This is a genomic window from Leptospiraceae bacterium, assembly GCA_015075105.1.
Lineage (GTDB): Bacteria > Spirochaetota > Leptospiria > Leptospirales > Leptospiraceae > JABWCC01.
Map to the genome: position 1 here is coordinate 784,964 of JABTUZ010000001.1, position 18,254 is coordinate 803,217.

Below are 18,254 nucleotides of genomic sequence, written 5' to 3' on the forward strand. Positions count from 1 at the left end.
TATGTTTTATCCGTCAAAATGATTTAAAATGAATTTTAAAATAAATACTTCTACCCGGTTGATTGTACAAAACATCAAACGTACCAGTTCCTGCTGCAAGCGCACCTGCATCATAATATTCTTTATTCATTAAGTTATCTATTCTTACCATCAAGTCAAGATTTTCTGTAATATTGGACCAATAGAAAACAAAATTCAATAAATAGTAAGATGGGGCTTTGATTGTTGTGTCGATTGGATTATTATAATAGTATCCCGGCTCTCCCGGAGTTGTGTCTATAGGTAGGTACCCGGGACTTCCAATTTTTGAAAGGTTGGCGGTATTTGTGGTCGAAGGAACTCCTTTATCACTAACGTATCTTCCGATTAAAGTAAATGTATAGTTGTCTTTGAATGTATAAGAAACGCTTGAGCTGTATTGGGTTTTTGCTGCGTAGTTTAGAGTAGAGCTTCGTTTCATTGTATCGTCGTCGTACTGCTTAGTCTTAGTCAAAAAAACTTGGGCGAGATTTGCTTTATACGCTAATTCACTTTTCACCTCATCCATCCATCTAAAGGATCCGTTAAAAGATATTGTGAGATTTTTCATAGGTCGTAAATCAAATTCAACTTCCCCACCTTTACTTCTATAGTCGTTTGTAGAGTTGGCTTGTTGTCGATAGTCGAATGTGCCTGTGGGTCTGTCGTTGACTTTGAAACTACTCTCTCCGTACAGCTTTTCTCTTCTATCTCTTACTTGGTAGTAAATAATATCACTGATGAGGATACTGTAAACTGTAAATTTACTAACTAACCAATTGAATGGAGTATAGATAATTTGTGACTCATAAGTTTTGTTGGACTCAGGCTTTAAATTTGGATTTCCAAAAGTTGAGTTTGCTCTTGCATAGTACAATTCAAAAATAGATGGAGCCTTGTATGCCTCACCATACATCATTTTAATTACAACATTATCTTTTGGTTTTAGGATTAACCCTGCTCGAGGGCTATTTTTTGAATGAAAAATACTATCGAAGTCGTAACGTATTCCGGCGTTGATATTGATCATTTTGTGAGGAGTGTAACTCCATTGGGCGTAAGTCCCGTGCTGAAAAGTGTTAAATTTTGGTACATCGGAATAATTGTTTCCTATCGTTTCCGGGAAATACCATAGAGTAGTGTAGCGATATTCATAATTTCCACCCGCAATGATCGACATATTTCTTAAAATATCATAATTTGCTAGGAAACGAAATCCGGAAATTTTATCGGCTCCTTTCATTGGTTGGATAAACCTTTGGGTACCTAATTTATTTTTAGCCGGTTTTGCAGGGTCTGTGATCGGACCATTGTAAGGGTTATCTTCGTATCTTGCGTCTTTTCCCCATTCTGTTTGATCATAGTAAATAGAGGAACGAAGCTCTAATCTTTCTGTAACTTTTTTTTCCCAGAGTAGGTCAGCGTAGTATTTATTGATTTGAAATAGAGTATTTCCCCCAACGCTGTATTGGCTGATTCCTTTTCTGCCATTATCTTGGCTAAACATTGTATTCAACATAAAATCTTTGTATTTAATTTTAGTATAGGAATTCACGTATTTGCTATCGTTTCCGGTGTTGTAAACATCTCTGCCTTTTACATCAGACCATTCCTTGATCTTTCTTGGAACATTTTCATTATAATAAGAAAGAGTAGAGTAAATTTGTCCGGTTTCTGCAAAAGTTTTTGAGCCTGTTATATTTCCACCTAAGGTAGAGTTAGAGCCACCGAGTGCAGAGATTTGTCCGTCTCCTACATCTTTATTGTCTTTCGTGATAATATTCATTACCCCAAGTACCGCGTTCGCTCCCCACAGAGCCGAGTTTGGGCCTTTTACAATTTCAATCCTTTTGATATTGTCAACGGACAGCCAAGCAGGGGAAAGGTAGTTTCTGTAAAATTGTCTCCATGTCATGTCATGCCCATCGATTAGAATTTGCCAGTATTTACCCATGTTTAGATTGCTATTGATCCCTCGTCCACCAATATCAAGTAGATACCCTTGACCGGGTGAATTAATATCGATCATTGCAACATCTCTTAAAATATCGAGAATCGTGTTATAACCTTTTTTTTGAATTTCTTTGTCAGTGATTACTACAATACTCGCCGGGGCTTCAGATACTTTTTGTGCTTTTTTTGACGCGGTTACAACTTCAGTCTCCTCAAAAATCTTAAAAACATCAGCAATGTCGCTTTCTATATTTTCTTTTTGTATAGGAAAATTTTTAACTTGTCCGATTGGTGAGCCTATTACGTATTCGTCGATATTTTCACTTTTAACGGCTCTTTTAGAATTGGTTCTCAGTCTGTCGGAAAGCTTTGTTGTGAATTCAGAGATGCTCGTATCATCCGGGATTTGCATTTCTTGCTTATCGAGAACGATTCCTTCTTCGGTAGAGCCTAAATCTTCTTCTACATTGATTGCATCTATCAAAAAGCCTGTTTCAGGATTGTAAATCTGCCCATACAAATTTAGATTTTCTGATTGTGAAGTTTTTTTGTAAAGCCCTTCAACGTAAAAAATAGCTTTTGCTTCTTTTGCATCTTGCAAATTCAAATTTAGATTTTTCCCTTTCGAATTCACTACTCGAAACCCTAAATGAGAAAGCCTTTTTTCTAAAGAACTGTAAATTTTATTTGAAATTATAGAATTTTCTGGAGACTTAAATGAAGTGAAAGGAGCTAAATAAATAATACCGGAATTGATTTTTTTTGTTTGAGAGATGATTTCAGATTTTTCAAATTGAAAAATACAAAGACATAGAAATATCAATGGAAATATGTATCTCTTTTTTAAAAATTGTCTCATTTCTATTTTCATTTTTTCCATAAGAATCTACATTTCTTATCCTTCTTTTCAGAGCAGTTTAGATGGTCAACGAGAGCCTTGTCTTTCTTCTTAGAAAGCCTTGAGTATTCTTGAGCTTCTTTATTTTCAGGAAAGAGAAGTAGGACAAGGTCAAAGATTTCCAAAGCTTGTTTGTATTTTCTGGAATTGTACAATTCGTTTCCCAATTCAAGATAGGATGAAATTTTATGGTATTCTTCTGATCGAATTTGAGCCATTTTATCTTTCACTTTTTGGTTGTTCGGATAAATTTCTAATGATATTTTTAGTTTTTTGTAGCTATCAAAAACTTTTTTATTCGATAGAAGTTGAATCGCTTCATTGTACTCTTTTTCACTTGCCGATTTTTTTGATTCTTCTAAATAGTGTTGTGCTTCAAGTGAGTCGGGGTTTAACGATAAAACTTTTTTAAAAATTTCTAAAGCCGAACTAAAGTTTTTCTTTTCGTAATAGTCTTTCCCTTGAATCAGTAAGAGGTGGGTTTGTTCTCCGGTCAATTTTTCTGTAGCTTTTTGAATGTATTCTTTTATATTTTTATTTTCTGGATCTTTTTTGGAGAGTGCTATAAAAATATTTCTTGCAGATTTTACTTTTCCAGTATTTAAGAGATACACTCCTTTTGAAAAAATTCTGCTTAGTCTTGCCCTCTCAATAATTGAAGAAGGGAGCACGACTCCTGACTCTTTTGCATAAGATTCATTGACTGCAAAAATAGACTCTTGCAAAAATAAAAAAGGGCCTTCTTTGCATTCTTGGCTTTTTAATAATAATTGATTTGCTAACTCACCAGAGCGTACTCCAATTTTGTTATAATCCGGGCTGATACTGAAAGTAGCTCCTGCTTTCAGTATGGAAGGGAAACTCGTAATTAGGATAACTTTATTTTTTTTACAAAAATTAGAAAGTATCTCAAAGTTTTTTTGATTGTACAGGCGATCGTTTACCATGAGAATGGCTTCTACTTCTCCCTTAATTTGGTCTAATACTGACTGAAAATTTATATTCGGGTTTACTTTTCTTTTGGTGTATAAAAAGTTAAATTTCAGATCGTTGAAATCTCCTTCAGTAGCTTGTTGTTCTCCTGTTTGGTCACTGTAAAATGAATAAACTTTTTTTATATTTGGAGATATATCTTTTAATATTTGAAAATATTCTTTAATTTCAATTTCACTGACGACCCCACAAATTTTATTCTTATTTAAGTTTAAAGTCTTTGGGGAGTTGACCATCGAAAACATAATGGGAATATTGGATAGGTATTCCTTCGCTAACTGTGTAGCTTTTAAACCGAATGTTATTACTAAGTCCGGCTTTGTAGATTGTACTTCTTTAAAGTAATTGTCTATATTTGGGTATTCAGACTCAATAATGTCAATGAATTGAATTTTAGGCTCTACTTGCAATGTGGATCGCAAACCAATAAGTCCTTCTTCATAAAACCTGTTTGAAGATGATAAAAGTACCAAGACTTCTTTCCTTTCAGGAATTTTTTGAGAAAAATTGGGTGAATTTTCTGAAAAAAATATGATAAGAATCAATATAAAAATTTTTCGTAGTTTCATTTTGGCTTATAAAAATTGCAATACTCTATAATTATCGGACAAAAAAATCGAAGAATGAACTTCTCATATTTTTAGTGTTCTCGTATTGTTGAAAAATTTTCAGTATTTAGAGAGAATCTGTAATGTGATAAATATGTATAGCAAGAACTGCCTAAATTTCATAAGGAATTGATTGAAAGAGCCAATAGCTCTAAAAATATAGGTTAGAATTGATTACTCTAACCAATGAAACGTAATATTCAAGAATATTTTACTGAAGAAAAAATTAAAAATTGTCTTCCTGACTTTGAGCCGAGAGTAGAGCAAGTGAAAATGGCTGAAAAAGTTTTTCAGTCTTTTTCTAAATCTGAGAATTTGATAGTGGAGGCGGGCACTGGTGTAGGAAAAAGTCTTGCCTATATCATTCCAGCAGCGATTTTTTCTATGGAGTCGGAGACAACTGTAGTGATTTCCACTGAAACAAAATCTCTCCAAACTCAGATACTTGAGAAAGATATTCCTATTGCAAAAAAAATTCTACAAAAAGAGTTTCGAGCAGAGATTGCACTTGGTTCAAACAATTATGTTTGCAAGAGAAAATTGTCTAATACAATCGACAGCGGTAATTTTGGAATAGAAATGACTGACCACCTGAAAGAATTTTACGAATGGGAAAAAAATACACAAACAGGGATTAAGTCAGAATACACCAGATTTGCATCTAATGAATTTTGGTCGAAGGTGACAAGAGAAAGCGACAACTGTCTTGGGAAAAAATGTCCGAATTTTTCTTCTTCGTATTATTTTCTTGAAAAAGAAAAATGGAGAAACTCTAATATTCTTGTAGTGAACCATCATCTTTTGGCAAGCCATATCGCAGGAGAATATAAAATTCTTCCAGAGTTTTCATATCTTATTATTGATGAAGCCCACAATTTTCCTGAAATCTTGAGTAAAACTTTTGGAGCTAAACTTACATTTGAGGACATTCAAAAAAGTTTGGATTTCATTTATGTTGTTGGGAAAAAGGGAGGAATCATTACCAAGTTTCAAAAAGAAAAATCTATAGAGGGATTAAAAGAACAAATTAAAGGGACAAATAAATTGCTCGTAAGCTATTTTAATAAATTGTATTCGGAAGTTCCTATTTCATTCACAACTCAAAGAATCAAAGAGAAATTAAAATTAGATGAAGGCGATTTAGAATGTGCGTTAGGCGAAATTGTAGAAGAACTGAGTAGGGAAATAGCAGATTCTGCCAATGAATCCGATGGGGTGGACTCAAAAGAAAAAGTTTTGGAATTGCAGATGGTGTCTGATCGGCTGAATAGTTCGATAGATATTTTAAAGAAAGTTCGTATGAAAAAGGAAGCAGATTTGGTAGTGTGGCTTGAGGCCAATGGAGACAGATTTGCAACTCTTTGTGTCGAGCCTTTGCAATCTTCTTCTATTTTTCAAGAGAATGTAGTCGGAAAAATGGAAAGCATTATTTTTACATCGGCAACTTTGAAGAGTGGAAAAAAAGACTTTAGCTATTATAAAAATAAATTAGGGGATATTCCGGTAAAAGAAGAAATTCTGAACTCTCCTTTTGACTATACTAAAAATTCTATTTTGTATCTTGCAAGAAATTTAAGGGATCCTTCCAGTGAAAGTGATGACTTTCAAGAGGATGTAATTAAATTGATTCCATACTTACTCGAGCTTACTCAGGGAGATACCTTCGTTCTTTTCACTTCGAATAAATCCATGAATTCTGTTTACGATGCACTCTCTAAAAATTCTACATACCCTATCTTCTCTCAAGGAGAATTGGGACCCAATCGAGCCAAAGAAGGGTATTTGAAAACAGAAAAAAGTGTACTCTTCGGGGTATCCACTTTTTGGCAAGGGATTGATATAAAGGGAGATAAATTGAAAAGTGTAATTATCGTAAAACTTCCCTTTCAACCACCCAACGACCCTGTGCTTGAGGCAAAAACCGATGAGTTGAAAAAGCTTCGCTTGAATCCATTTATGGAATTGCAACTGCCTTTGGCAATTCAAACTATGAAACAGGGGTTTGGAAGACTAATCCGAAGTAAAACAGACACCGGGGTTGTTTCTATTTTAGACCCAAGGATCCGTACTAAATCCTATGGCTCTTTAATCTTGGATTCTCTCCCGCCTGCAAAAATTGTCAATTCATTCGGAGAGTTAAAGTTTGCCTATTCAAAACTACCTCAGTATAAATGAAACATAAAACTGTTGTTGAAATTCGATTGACACAACATATAGAATTTTAGGATTATGTCTCTAAAATGGAAAATAAGAAAAATTCATCAGGATTGTTCTCCGGCTCAAAGAAAGCGGCGTTGTTGTTATTATCCTTAAAAAAAGAAGAAGCTGCAAAAGTATTATCTCACTTAGATGATAAGATGATTGAAGAAGTGGTTGTGGAAATGTCAAAGATTCGCTCTGTTTCTAAAGTGGAAAAAGAGAGTATTCTTGCCGAGTTTCAATTTGAGATAAGCAGAATTTCTGGAGAGTTGGTCGGTGGGATCGAAAAGGCAAGAGAAATTCTAACCTATTCCAGACTTGGTGAATCAAAAGCAGAAGAAATTATCGGAAAAATTTCTAAAAAGGATATTGAGAAAGATTTTGATTTTTTCAATAGTGTAGATCACATAGTTTTGAGTAGTTTACTTGCCCATGAAGCTCCTCAAACAATCGCAGTCACTTTATCTTTTTTGCAACCAAAAGTTGCGGCTCTTGTATTGAAAAATTTTCCAGAAGACTTGCAAGCAAAAATCGCCATGAAACTTGCAATAACTTCCAAGACCCACCCGGATGCAATTTCTGAAATAGCCAAAACCCTAAAGAAAAAATATGAAGCCAGAGATAAGTCTGAATTGAGCGAGGCAGGTGGTGCCCAGTCTCTTGCAAATATCCTAAATCACATGGATAAAAATTTGGAAGATAAAATTCTTCGAGATCTTACAGAAAACTCACCAGAGCTTGCAGGTCAGGTTCGAGAAAAATTGTATTCCTTTGAAGATATTTTTAACTTAGATAATAAAGAAATGAGAATCCTAATCAATAGGATCGGAAATAATGAATTGTTTGCACTTGCACTCCGGGGGGCAGGAGATGAGTTAAAAAAACATTTTTTTGGAGCCATGTCTCAAAATCGAGCTTATGATATTGTAGAAGAAATGGAATCTAAGGGACGAGTCACTTTACGAGAAATTCAAGAAGCGAGAAATTCTATTCTTTTTACTGCAAGGAATCTCGAAGAAGAGAATCTTATCATTATTAAAAAAGGCAAAGAAGAATATATTTAAAAATTACAGACTAAGTAGATTCCAAAAGTTTTAGAATAATTGCTTTTTGAGCGTCAAGTCTATTCTCTGCTTGTTGAAATATAATAGAATTTTCACTTTCTACAATTTCTCTGGTAATTTCATAACCGGCGTGTATTGGCATATCGTGCATAATTTTCGCTTTTGAGTTTTTTAATAAATTGGAATTGATTTGATAGGGCATCATGATTTCGATTCTTTCTTGTTTTTCTTTTTCAAATTCTGGGTCATTGAAAAATTCCATATCTACCCAAGTATCTGTATATACATAATCTGAATTTTTTACCGCAAACCGAATATCTTTTTCCCAAGTTAAGGTCTTTCTTTTTTTTCCTTTAGCTATTGCATTTTCTACTGTTGATTCAGGTTTTGCAATCGGAGTTACTAATACTAAATTCACACCTAAAGACGAGGTAATTTCTATAAGTGAATTTACTACATTGTTGTGAACCCCAACATAACAAAGATTGACTCCTTCCATATTTCCCCTGTCCATAGCAATTGTAAGCATATCGGCAAGAGCTTGGCACGGGTGGTATAAATTGCAACAACCATTGATAAGAGGGACTTTGGAGCCGGATTTCAGTGTAAGAAGGTCTTCGTGCTTTTTTAGCCTTGCCATGATAATAGCTACATTTCTGGAGAGATACTCTGCTTCAAAATCTATTTCCGAAATTTGAAAATTAGAGGAAAACCAATCTAAATAGATCGCATGCCCTCCGAGTTCGGTCATCCCTGCTTCAAAAGATACTCTTGTTCTTGTAGAAGTTTTTTGGAAAACCATAGCCATTGTTCTTCCCGATAAGTGTCCGGAAAAATACACCCTATTTTTTTTTACATAGAGTGAAAAATCCAATAGTTCTTGAATTTCAGAATCGCTCCAGTCGTCAAAAGAAATAAGGTGTTTTACTTTTTTCTGCATAATTCAATTATCGGCAGAAAAATTACTCATTCTAAAGGAGGGAATTTGGAAAACCACAATTCAACCATGATTATTTTAAGAGGATTTTTGAAATATGTTTGTGATTGTTTTACAGTTTCTTGTTCCATGTTATTTTAGAAATTCAAAATTTCCACTTGACCAAATATTGGGTTTCTGTAAACCAACAAGATAGATGATGAAAATTCTTCTATTTTTAGTTTTTTTTTATTATTCATGGAAAGTAATTAGGAATTTTCTTTTTGAAAATGCAAATAGGGAAGAAAAAGAAAAATACTCACAAAGAAATTCCCCATTTTCCAGACAAATCGAGAAAGACGTTACGAATCGTGCAAGAGTGATTAGAGAAGATTGAAGTTATTTAGATTTTTTCAAATTTACTAATTGGAAATATCCATTCAACTCCAAAATCTTCATCAAAGTCATCATACAAACCCATTTGAATTGTAGGAATTAAATATTTGGAATTCAAAATTTGTTGAAATTCCAGAATCATGGTTGGTCCAAGTCCAACTGTTCCTAATTCAACTATTAATTTTTCGTTAAATATTTTTGCTGGCATATTTTCTGTAGGTATATGTTTGGAACTATCTAAAGAATTTTGGATTGGAAAAAATTTGTTTTGATTTAAAAAATCTACCAATATTTTTTCTTGAATAGATTTGATTTTTAGTCTGCAACCAGATTCATTTTTCCAAAAACCTAGAAAGTCAATAATAGCGACAGATATAAGAAACCTCTTTTTCTGCATTTACATGAAAAATTTTTCCAGCTTCAATTGTAAAACTCTCACCGGATGTAAAAACTTTCCAATCCGATTCGGGTAGTTGTACCTTTAGACTGCCCGAGGTAATAGTCAGAATTTCTTTTTTTGTAGTATCAAATTCGTATTTACCGGATGAGATGACCCCGACAGTGGCCGGTGAATCTTCGGTTTGAAAAGAAATTGATTTTACGTTTCCGTTAAAATATTCGTTTACTTTCAGCAAATTGGGCCTCTTTATTTTTTTGCAATTTTGGGGTTATTCTATATTCCAGACTTCTCCGGAATAGAGTAGTTTGTGTAAGTCCCCTTCGCCTTTTTTGGATTTAACCAGATCAATTTGTTTTTTGACTTCCACCTCATACGCCGGTTTCTCTACAGCCCTTAATACTCCCATAGGCACCGGAAACTCAGGCAGATTCATTCTGGAAAGCATAAAGGCATAGTCAGGGTTCATTCTTTTTTCGTCATGGACTGATATTGAATCCATTCCTGATTTTGCAACTTCTACAACTTTTGGTTTGAATTCATCAATTTGTATTCCGAATTCATTTTCTTTTCCGAACACTAAAGGTTTTCCATGCTCGATGTGAATCGTTTTATCATCGCGGGATTCCTTACTGATAGATGAGTCATGTGCACCGTCGTTAAATATAATGCAATTTTGAAATACTTCAATAAAAGATGTTCCTTTGTGTTTTGCTGCTCTTTCAAAAACTTCCGACATGTGCTTTTGATTTTTATCGTAGGTTCTTGCTACAAAACTTGCTTCTGCGCCAAGAGCTAAAGATAAGGGAGCGAGTGGTGCATCAATGGAGCCGTAAGGGCTGGACTTAGTTACTTTTCCGAACTCACTGGTTGGTGAGTATTGTCCTTTGGTTAAGCCGTAGATTTGGTTATTAAAAAGAATGATGTTAATGTCAACATTCCTTCTGACTGCATGAATTAAATGATTTCCTCCAATAGACAATCCATCACCATCTCCTGTAATAACCCAAACGCTTAAATCCGGGTTAGCTACCTTGACTCCGGTTGCAATCGCAGGCGCACGGCCATGGATAGTATGAAAACCGTAAGTATTCATATAGTATGGAAATCTGGACGAGCATCCGATTCCGGATACAAATACAAATTTTTCTTTTGGTATTCCAAGTTCCGGTAGTGTCTTTTGGACTGCACTTAAAATACCATAGTCACCACAACCCGGACACCATCGTATTTCCTGATCAGCCGTAAAATCTTTCTTTGTTAGCAATTGTTTCGTATCCGACATATCTATCCCTTTAAAGATCGTAAAATCTCTTCTATTTTTTCTTGAATTTCGTTTATAGTAAAAGGCTTACCCTTGATCTTGTTTAATTTTTCTACTCTCACTCCAAAAGTTCCCTGTAATAAAAACGCCAATTGACCGGTATTTAATTCAGGGACGAGTATATGGCGAAAATTTTTCATAATAGATTCTAAATTTTTTGGGAATGGGTTTAACCAGCGAATTTGTGCGTGAGACACCTTCACTCCTTCTTTTTGGCTTTTTTCTACTGCGCTACGGATTGAGCCTTGGGTAGAGCCCCAACCGATGATTAAAATATCCCCGGATTTTTCTCCGAAGATTTCTTGTTCAGGAATAAAATTTTCAATATTCTTTATTTTTTTTGCTCTCATCCAAACCATTTTTTCGTGGTTGTCCGGATCGTAGCTAACTGCACCGGAAAGAGAGTCTTTTTCTAAGCCTCCGATTCTATGTTCAAGTCCAGGAACACCAGGCACTGCCCAATCTCTGGCAAGAGTATCTTCGTGTCTTTGGTAACTCATGTATTTCCCTGAAGGGTGGTTTGGGGATTGAATTAGGTTAGATTTTATTTCAGGTAGATTTTCTAAATTGGGCAGTTTCCACGGCTCGGATCCATTTGCGAGATAACCATCTGTCAATAGAATGATTGGGGTCATAAATTGTAAGGCGACTCTTACAGCTTCATAAGCAGTTTCAAAACAATCAGCCGGAGTGTCTGCTGCAAGAACTGGAATTGGGCTTTCCCCGTTTCTTCCGTAGATAGATTGGAGTAAATCGGATTGCTCTGTTTTTGTAGGAAGTCCTGTAGAAGGCCCACCTCTTTGAACATTCACAATCACCAAAGGAAGCTCTGTCATTATAGCGAGGTTGATTGCTTCTGATTTCAAACAAAGCCCGGGGCCGGAGGTGGTTGTAACCGCAAGATTTCCTGCAAAAGATGCACCAATTGCACTTGCAACACCTGCAATTTCATCTTCACACTGTAGTGTCTTCACATCATAGTTTTTGAATTTCGACAATTCGTGTAAAATATCAGAGGCAGGGGTAATCGGATAACTCCCAAGGAATAGAGGAAGGTTTGCTTTGTGTGCTGCAGTTACAAGACCGATAGCGGTTGCCGAGTTGCCTGTAATATTCCTGTAAGTTCCTTTTGCGAGTTTTGCTTTCGGTACTTCAAATTGAGATACAAATACTTCGGCTGTATCTGCATAATTGTATCCTGCTCGTAAGGCTAATAAGTTGGCTTGAATAACTTGGTCTTGACCTTTGAATTTTTCTTCCAACCATTTTTCTGTGTTTAGCATCGGTCTGGAAAACATCCAATAAGTCATTCCGAGAGCAAAAAGATTTTTTGTTCTATCTACTTCTTTTTCTGACATATTTAATTTTTCGAGAGCCAAGGAAGTCAGTTTGTTGATTTGCACTTCAAATACTTGGTATTTTTTCTTCAATTCATCTGTAATCGGAGTTTCTTTGTAACCGGCTTTTTCTAAATCTTTTTCAGTGAATGCGTCGCTGTTTGTGATAAGGATTCCGCCAATCTTCAAATCTTTGATATTGGTCTTTAAGGCAGCCGGGTTCATTGCGATTAACACATCCGGTGAGTCTCCGGGTGTGTGAATGTCTTCAGAGGAAAAATTTAACTGAAACCCGGAAACCCCCGCAAGCGTACCGGCAGGGGCACGAATCTCTGCGGGGTAGTCTGGAAAAGTAGCAAGGTCATTTCCGAATATGGCAGTAGTAGCTGTAAACTGGCTACCTGTAAGTTGCATTCCATCCCCTGAGTCACCACAAAATCTGATTATTGCTGAGGTTTTTGTTTCTTTTGATTTTTGCATAAAATGGATAAATCCTTCCTAATAACTAATACCAAACTTTACATTGTCAAATTTTTAGCAAGTAACTGATGATTGGAGTCCAATTATTCTAAAAAAGTTTGTCCTTTTTTTTATAAAAATGGTATATAATGAATTATAAGGGTAGCAAGTATTTTAATTGTCTTGGTTTAGATTATGTATTATTGATAATTGTGGATTTATTGAAAATACATAACTAACCTCAGTTTTTTATTAATTGACCCTATAATAAGTATATTTTAGCGAAAAAGAGGGAGTTTTGAAGAAAAATTACGAGTTGTTTGTCATTTATTTTTTGAATTTCCTGACTGAATTGAAGCAAATGAGACTTTTTTGTATATTAGTCTTGGCACTATGTTATTCGTACGATGTTCAAGCTCAAGTTTGGGCACCTCCAGGATACAATACCAGACCCAACCAAGATTTTTTCTCTTACGATACAGGTATCAATAAATACGACAACGATTATTACTTGTATTTTGCCCCATCTTTCAATTTTAACTTACTTGGGGTAATGGGTGCATCTTTTACTCTTCCGATGAACTTTCTTATTTATGATAAAGAGCCTAAGATGGAAGGTAGCAGGGTAGGTAAACTTCGACCTATGGACTACGATCAGAAATCGGACTATCTACGTTTGATCAATTATTTGTGGTATGGAACTTTTGGGGAGTATAAACCCGGAGAGTTGACGTATTCTGTTTATATCGGTAAGACTTTTGATGCTTATATTGGTCATGGTTCTATATTGAACAGGTACGTGAACAATCAAAGAATAGACGTTTATAAAGCCGGGCTTTGGGCGGATTTAAACGGAGATTACGGTGGAGTTCAAGTATTTACAAATTCTATCTACGATAGGGATGTAAATGCGGGTAGGGTATTTATTCGCCCGGCTGCGATTGTTACTAAAGCTATAGATATAGTAAGAGGGAAGGCTGATCTTGTGGGGATGATGCCTGCTTATGGAAATGTATTGGATGAAGCCGGAAGAAAAAGTGTGAAAGAGGAGGCCGGTCTCAATACAAAAAATGATCGATCTATGAAGTTAGATGAAGAAAAGTCGGACGACAAGAAAAAAGAAGAAGAAAAAAAGAAAAATGAAAATATAAAACCCGGGCAACTTTTTAGACCGGATGCTTGGTGGAATCGTTTTGCGATTGGTTATACTTCAGCTTACGATAGAGATGCTCCTTATGATTTAAAGTTTGACACTACAGGAAATTTGATCCTCGATTCATCTCATAACCCACAAGCTCTCTCTGAAAAAAAAGTGAGAATAGACGGGTACGACGCAGAAATTAAAGTAGTGAGCACTCAATATGTTGAGATTACCCCTTACTATGACGTAAATAAAATCAGAGGGTTAGAGAATTCTCACGGAACCCACTATGGTATAATTGCTAAATTTGGCGGGAAGGATGTAAACATTACATTAAAACCAGAATATAGAAATATGTCTGCAAACTACATTCCTATGTATTTTGATAGTTTTTATGAATTAGAAAGGTTTAGCACAAATTCGGTTACTTCTCTTCCGACTTCTAAATGGAAATACGCAAATAGTTTGGATCCAAATGCCGGCAACATTAAAGGCTCATACCAAACATTTTTATTCAATTTTTATAGAATTGCAGTTGAAGCAAGCTATGAAGACTATGACGGACCCGACAACTCTAGGGTGTTTACTGGACTGTATTTGCCTATTGGAGAAATGTTTAGAATTTCTGGTTACTATATGAAGAAAGGGTTTGATAAGAAGAAAGACGCTTATAAATTAGATGATAAGGCGATGGGAGCCATTGAGCTTGCGATTAAATTAGGTCCAATTCAAATCAAGTTGCAGGATAGAAGAAGATGGGTGGCCGATGAAGAAACAGGAAAGTTTGTAGCTAAAGATGAAAAAATGATTTTATTTTCCGGTGGAACAAAATTTTAGAAATGAAAAATCCACTTTTTCTTTTTTGATTTTTTCTTTTCTTTACGAAACTCCCAAGGAGGAATTGGATCTTCTAAATTCCAAAGACCGATTTTTTTGTCTTTTGCTATTCTCTCTGCTTCAATATATTCTTTAGAGCGGTTGTACTTTCTATACACCCAAGCATTTCCTGTTTTTACCATTTCTAAATTTATATTTTGGTTTTCTGATTTGATATAGCCTAAAATTCTTTTGTATTTATCTTCTCCTTGTACACTAACTTCTACAATTTTTCCAAAAATAAAATCCGATAGAGCTTGTTTGGATTTTCTTCCATGCGTTTGGTTTTTTTCCGGTGCATCAATTCCTGATAAACGAATCTTATATTGGGTGTTATCCTCTTTACTATATAGACGAATCGTATCTCCATCACTTACGCCCACTACCTTCCCTGTAAGGATTTCTTCGGAGAACAGACTCAAAAAAGATATAAGGAATAGTGGAAGAATTATTTTGACCATTCTATTATCACCCAATCATTCAATTTATCTTCATACAATAATTTGCCGCCCAAATTCTTGGAAAATAGCTCAATTGCTAAGTCCCTTTTTTCTGTAATTACCCCACTAAAAAGAAAATGATCTGTCTGTATCGAAGAAATGAAATCAATATTATTTGATATAACTGAATATGTTATATTGGTTAAAAGAAAATCATACTTTTTTTCTTGAGCCATTTTGTGATCGAATCCACCTTCATACAATTCAAATCGTACGTTAGGCGGAATTGCGTTTTCATTCCAATTGTATTCGGCAGCTCGTATCGAATTGGGATCAATATCCAATGCTGTGACAAATTTTGCACCGAGGAGTGCTGCCCCGATAGATAGGATTCCTGATCCTGTACCAATATCGAGAATAGATTTTTCTGTGAAGTTTAAAGAGCTCATCCTATTTAACATCAACTTTGTTGTTTCGTGGTGTCCTGTTCCAAACGCCATTCCAGGGTTTAGAAAAAGAGGAATCGAAGAGCTTGGAGTATTTGCGTTTTTTGACTTTTCCCAAGTTGGGATTATGAAATATCTACCGATTTCAAAAGGAGTATAGAATTCTTTGTAAGATTCCTCGTAATCTTTGGTTTCAATGATCTTTGATTCAAGAAAAAAATCATCCAAAGAGTGTATTTTTAAGAATACGAAAATTTTTAATTCGGTATGTAGATCATCCTCTTTTAAATAGACGCTCAGTCTGGTGTTGTCTGATATAATTCCTTCTTTATGAGATTTTGGATTTTCCGGATCAAAAAGAATCTCGTAATACCCTTCTATAGGAAGTTGTAAAACAAATTCTTCAAATTCGTCATAAATTTTTTTAGGAATTTGTATCTTGCATTCTCTGTACTTCATAAAAATTTAAATCAAATCACTAAAATGGATAGATGAAAATTGGCTCTTTACTGTATTTCCTAACAGTTGAAAATGAGCGGTGAGCTTTTTTGTATTTTCTAAATTTTCTTCGTTCAAAGGACAGTGAAATGATTCTCCTACGAGTATTTCATAGACTGAATATAAAGACAAATCTTCGGATCTTTTCACCGGACATACTTCGCCTTGCGTGCTAACCGTTATTAGATTTGATTCTTGGAGTTTCCTTTCTAAATTCTCATAGTCAGTGATTCCAAAATTCAATTTTTTTTGTAACTCTCTATTGGATAGGAGAGTTCCTTTGTCTCTTTGAGATCTATAAATTTCTTGAAGAAAGCTCACTCCTTTATAAAAACCATTCTGTAAACTTTCATCAATTTCCACAAATGGGTGCTCAGGTAAAAGATACCTTTCTTTATGGTGCAAGGTGGCGGTAATTTCGGCTCCAAACAATACGATGAGTGACAAGCTATAAACCCCGAGTAAAGAAATTGGAATTACAGCAAGTGCTCTGTAGATTATCATTGTAGTTTCGCTAAAGGACGTAACGTAGAATTTGAAAAAAATAGAAAACATTAGAAAAATCACACCTGTTACACAGGCTCCGATTGCAGCAGATAAAAATGGAACTCGGTCGTTGGGTATAAGTAAAAATAAACTAAGAAAAAAAATCCAAACTCCAAAGAGAGGTACTATAAATCCAAAAATAGAATATAGAGAAAATACACTCCCTCCACCTTGTATGTTTTCCCATACAATTGTTTTATCTTGAATATCTCCGATTGAAATTTTTCTAAATTCTCCTACAGAAAGAATATCTCCACTAACAGTTTTGGTACTTACCTCTGAGTTTGGAGCTTCTTTTTGCTTTTCTTCTTTAAATGAAGTAAAGACAACTTTAGGATTGATTGTAATCATTGCAGTCGGTTTGGCTTTTGAAATATCTTGATAAGAAACCCATTTTACCCCACTATCAAAAGATTGTAAAATTTCTCCTATGTCGTTTAAAACTAAAATAACCGGCCCGTTGGAATCTGATAGAATCCATAGTTTTTTATAAGAATTTCTCTTGTGCGATATATTGAGCCAATTGTTCCCGCCATCTTCAGATTTTAATATAGTTCCGCGATCTCCTACCACAAATAGAGTCATTGGGTTTAGTGCTTCAATATCGTTGATGCTGTTTGTGGAAATTTTTTGTGGTACAAAACTATCTCCACCATCTTTTGTTTTCCATAGGGTTCCATTCGTATCCAATATAAAACCGATAGTTTCATTGAAAAATGTGATTTTATTTGCAGACATTTTTAATACACCGGTGAATACGGGCTTATAGGAAATTCCGTTTCGATTGTATCGAAGTAGTTCTCCATTTTCCATTACAAGGAACAATTGGTCTTCTGTAACAATAGAGAAGTCTTTAAATTTTGTTCCGTTAAAATACGTTACGTTCCATTCAGCACCAAGATTTGTAGAATCCAATAGAACTCCATTTTCAGAGATTGCAAAAAGAGTCTTACCTTTGTTTCTGATTTTTACAAAATTTTCACTTTGAATTTTTGGTTTATTGCATACCCCTATATCTTCTCCAAACGAATTTAAGCATTTCATATTTTCAAAATCAATTTTTAAGTCTTTTAAGATAGCGAGCCTTTTTCCGTTTTCGTTCACTTTAAGGATTGTTCCTTTTTCACCTGATATCCATAAATAATTGTCTGATGACCTTGCAATGGAAAAATAATGAGGTGAGCGAATGATTCCTGAAACTTTTTCACTGATTCCGCCTATCGTCATAAAAAGAAGAGGTCCGATAGTGAGAATGAAAAAGTAAAAGATCAACTTATTAAAAAAGGATCGATCGGATTGAATCCTCCAGATTTGGTTGAAGGAAGTTTCAAAAGTTCTAAGAACTGCAGTTGCCGAAAATATTAAAACTACAAAACCAATCGCTCCGATTTGTGTAGCGGCACTGATTATACTGTTTAGGGTTTCAAGGTATGGGTTTATATCTATTAAAATATTATTTTTTAATAAGAAGGAATTGATCTCATCAAATAGAACATCTTTTTTCTCGTTGAACCCTGATGTAATCGTGATTAGTGCCAATGCGACTGTTAGCATGGGGACTAGGGATACGATAGCAGTGTATGCAATTCCTGAGGCTTTGGTTAGGCAATCATCTTTTAGAAATCGGAAGATAGATACAGAGATTACTCTAAGTGCAACTATTACAGATCGCAAAAATTTATTCTCTCGATTTAGATCAAATAGCTTAATTAGAAATTCATTTTTTTTGGTTTGCATATTTATTA

The 18,254-nt window shown here is 34.8% G+C and carries 14 protein-coding genes; 4 read left to right on the forward strand and 10 right to left on the reverse strand.

Annotation, left to right across the window (positions count from 1 at the left end; genetic code table 11):
- Positions 1 to 13: 13 nt before the first annotated feature.
- Together HS129_03840 and HS129_03845 are read right to left on the reverse strand one after the other, a co-directional pair.
- A complete protein-coding gene (locus tag HS129_03840; protein MBE7411183.1) occupies positions 14 to 2,851 on the reverse strand; it encodes a TonB-dependent receptor in 2,838 nt (945 codons plus the stop codon).
- Positions 2,839 to 4,431, reverse strand: coding sequence for a peptide ABC transporter substrate-binding protein (locus HS129_03845; GenBank protein ID MBE7411184.1), 1,593 nt, complete (start codon positions 4,429 to 4,431; stop codon positions 2,839 to 2,841). Before HS129_03845 ends, HS129_03840 begins: the two co-directional genes overlap by 13 nt.
- A 225-nt stretch (positions 4,432 to 4,656) precedes the next feature.
- Here HS129_03845 and HS129_03850 point away from each other — a divergent pair, with 225 nt between their 5' ends.
- Both HS129_03850 and fliG read left to right on the forward strand, forming a co-directional pair.
- Positions 4,657 to 6,645, forward strand: coding sequence for a DEAD/DEAH box helicase (locus HS129_03850; protein ID MBE7411185.1), 1,989 nt, complete (start codon positions 4,657 to 4,659; stop codon positions 6,643 to 6,645).
- Positions 6,646 to 6,710: 65 nt separating this feature from the next.
- Positions 6,711 to 7,733 (forward strand): flagellar motor switch protein FliG, encoded by a 1,023-nt coding sequence (fliG, locus tag HS129_03855; protein MBE7411186.1) that lies wholly within the window; start codon positions 6,711 to 6,713, stop codon positions 7,731 to 7,733.
- Between the two features lie 10 nt (positions 7,734 to 7,743).
- Here the strand turns inward: fliG and HS129_03860 are convergent, their stop codons facing one another.
- On the reverse strand, positions 7,744 to 8,676 hold the full coding sequence (locus HS129_03860) for an ornithine carbamoyltransferase (GenBank protein MBE7411187.1): 933 nt from the start codon (positions 8,674 to 8,676) through the stop codon (positions 7,744 to 7,746).
- 190 nt (positions 8,677 to 8,866) lie between these two features.
- On the opposite strand from HS129_03860, the gene HS129_03865 reads away from it, so the two are divergent.
- Entirely contained in the window at positions 8,867 to 9,046 is a 180-nt protein-coding gene (locus HS129_03865; protein MBE7411188.1) for a hypothetical protein, read from the forward strand.
- Positions 9,047 to 9,052: 6 nt separating this feature from the next.
- On the opposite strand, the gene HS129_03870 is transcribed toward HS129_03865, so the two are convergent.
- The 4 genes from HS129_03870 to HS129_03885 are packed head-to-tail and all read right to left on the reverse strand — an operon-like array spanning position 9,053 to position 12,583.
- The gene (locus HS129_03870) at positions 9,053 to 9,442 is read right to left on the reverse strand and encodes a hypothetical protein (protein MBE7411189.1); all 390 of its coding nucleotides are present in this window, start codon (positions 9,440 to 9,442) and stop codon (positions 9,053 to 9,055) included.
- Complete coding sequence (locus tag HS129_03875; GenBank protein ID MBE7411190.1) at positions 9,402 to 9,680, reverse strand: pyrimidine/purine nucleoside phosphorylase; 279 nt, start codon at positions 9,678 to 9,680, stop codon at positions 9,402 to 9,404. Before HS129_03875 ends, HS129_03870 begins: the two co-directional genes overlap by 41 nt.
- Positions 9,681 to 9,713: 33 nt before the next feature.
- Positions 9,714 to 10,727 (reverse strand): 2-oxoacid:ferredoxin oxidoreductase subunit beta, encoded by a 1,014-nt coding sequence (locus HS129_03880; GenBank protein MBE7411191.1) that lies wholly within the window; start codon positions 10,725 to 10,727, stop codon positions 9,714 to 9,716.
- A 2-nt stretch (positions 10,728 to 10,729) separates the two neighbouring features.
- Complete coding sequence (locus HS129_03885) at positions 10,730 to 12,583, reverse strand: 2-oxoacid:acceptor oxidoreductase subunit alpha (protein MBE7411192.1); 1,854 nt, start codon at positions 12,581 to 12,583, stop codon at positions 10,730 to 10,732.
- A gap of 463 nt (positions 12,584 to 13,046) precedes the next feature.
- Between HS129_03885 and HS129_03890 the strand changes: the two genes are divergently transcribed.
- Positions 13,047 to 14,540 carry a hypothetical protein gene (locus tag HS129_03890; protein MBE7411193.1) on the forward strand — a complete coding sequence of 498 codons (1,494 nt, stop codon included), beginning with the start codon at positions 13,047 to 13,049 and terminating at the stop codon, positions 14,538 to 14,540.
- Here the strand turns inward: HS129_03890 and HS129_03895 are convergent.
- The 3 genes from HS129_03895 to HS129_03905 are packed head-to-tail and all read right to left on the reverse strand — an operon-like array spanning position 14,537 to position 18,246.
- Positions 14,537 to 15,040 carry a thermonuclease family protein gene (locus tag HS129_03895; protein ID MBE7411194.1) on the reverse strand — a complete coding sequence of 168 codons (504 nt, stop codon included), beginning with the start codon at positions 15,038 to 15,040 and terminating at the stop codon, positions 14,537 to 14,539. The genes HS129_03890 and HS129_03895 overlap by 4 nt on opposite strands.
- Complete coding sequence (locus HS129_03900) at positions 15,028 to 15,924, reverse strand: 50S ribosomal protein L11 methyltransferase (GenBank protein ID MBE7411195.1); 897 nt, start codon at positions 15,922 to 15,924, stop codon at positions 15,028 to 15,030. Before HS129_03900 ends, HS129_03895 begins: the two co-directional genes overlap by 13 nt.
- A 6-nt stretch (positions 15,925 to 15,930) precedes the next feature.
- Entirely contained in the window at positions 15,931 to 18,246 is a 2,316-nt protein-coding gene (locus tag HS129_03905; GenBank protein ID MBE7411196.1) for a YihY/virulence factor BrkB family protein, read from the reverse strand.
- Positions 18,247 to 18,254 lie beyond the last annotated feature (8 nt).

Excerpts from the sequence above, each read along its gene's own strand:
- HS129_03905 (MBE7411196.1), bottom strand. The coding sequence starts at position 18,246 with ATGCAAACCAAAAAAAATGAATTTCTAATTAAGCTATTTGATCTAAAT.
- HS129_03900 (MBE7411195.1), bottom strand. The coding sequence starts at position 15,924 with ATGAAGTACAGAGAATGCAAGATACAAATTCCTAAAAAAATTTATGAC.
- fliG (MBE7411186.1), top strand. The coding sequence starts at position 6,711 with ATGGAAAATAAGAAAAATTCATCAGGATTGTTCTCCGGCTCAAAGAAA.
- HS129_03865 (MBE7411188.1), top strand. The coding sequence starts at position 8,867 with ATGATGAAAATTCTTCTATTTTTAGTTTTTTTTTATTATTCATGGAAA.
- HS129_03885 (MBE7411192.1), bottom strand. The coding sequence starts at position 12,583 with ATGCAAAAATCAAAAGAAACAAAAACCTCAGCAATAATCAGATTTTGT.
- HS129_03880 (MBE7411191.1), bottom strand. The coding sequence starts at position 10,727 with ATGTCGGATACGAAACAATTGCTAACAAAGAAAGATTTTACGGCTGAT.
- HS129_03850 (MBE7411185.1), top strand. The coding sequence starts at position 4,657 with ATGAAACGTAATATTCAAGAATATTTTACTGAAGAAAAAATTAAAAAT.
- HS129_03870 (MBE7411189.1), bottom strand. The coding sequence starts at position 9,442 with ATGCAGAAAAAGAGGTTTCTTATATCTGTCGCTATTATTGACTTTCTA.
- HS129_03845 (MBE7411184.1), bottom strand. The coding sequence starts at position 4,431 with ATGAAACTACGAAAAATTTTTATATTGATTCTTATCATATTTTTTTCA.
- HS129_03840 (MBE7411183.1), bottom strand. The coding sequence starts at position 2,851 with ATGGAAAAAATGAAAATAGAAATGAGACAATTTTTAAAAAAGAGATAC.
- HS129_03895 (MBE7411194.1), bottom strand. The coding sequence starts at position 15,040 with ATGGTCAAAATAATTCTTCCACTATTCCTTATATCTTTTTTGAGTCTG.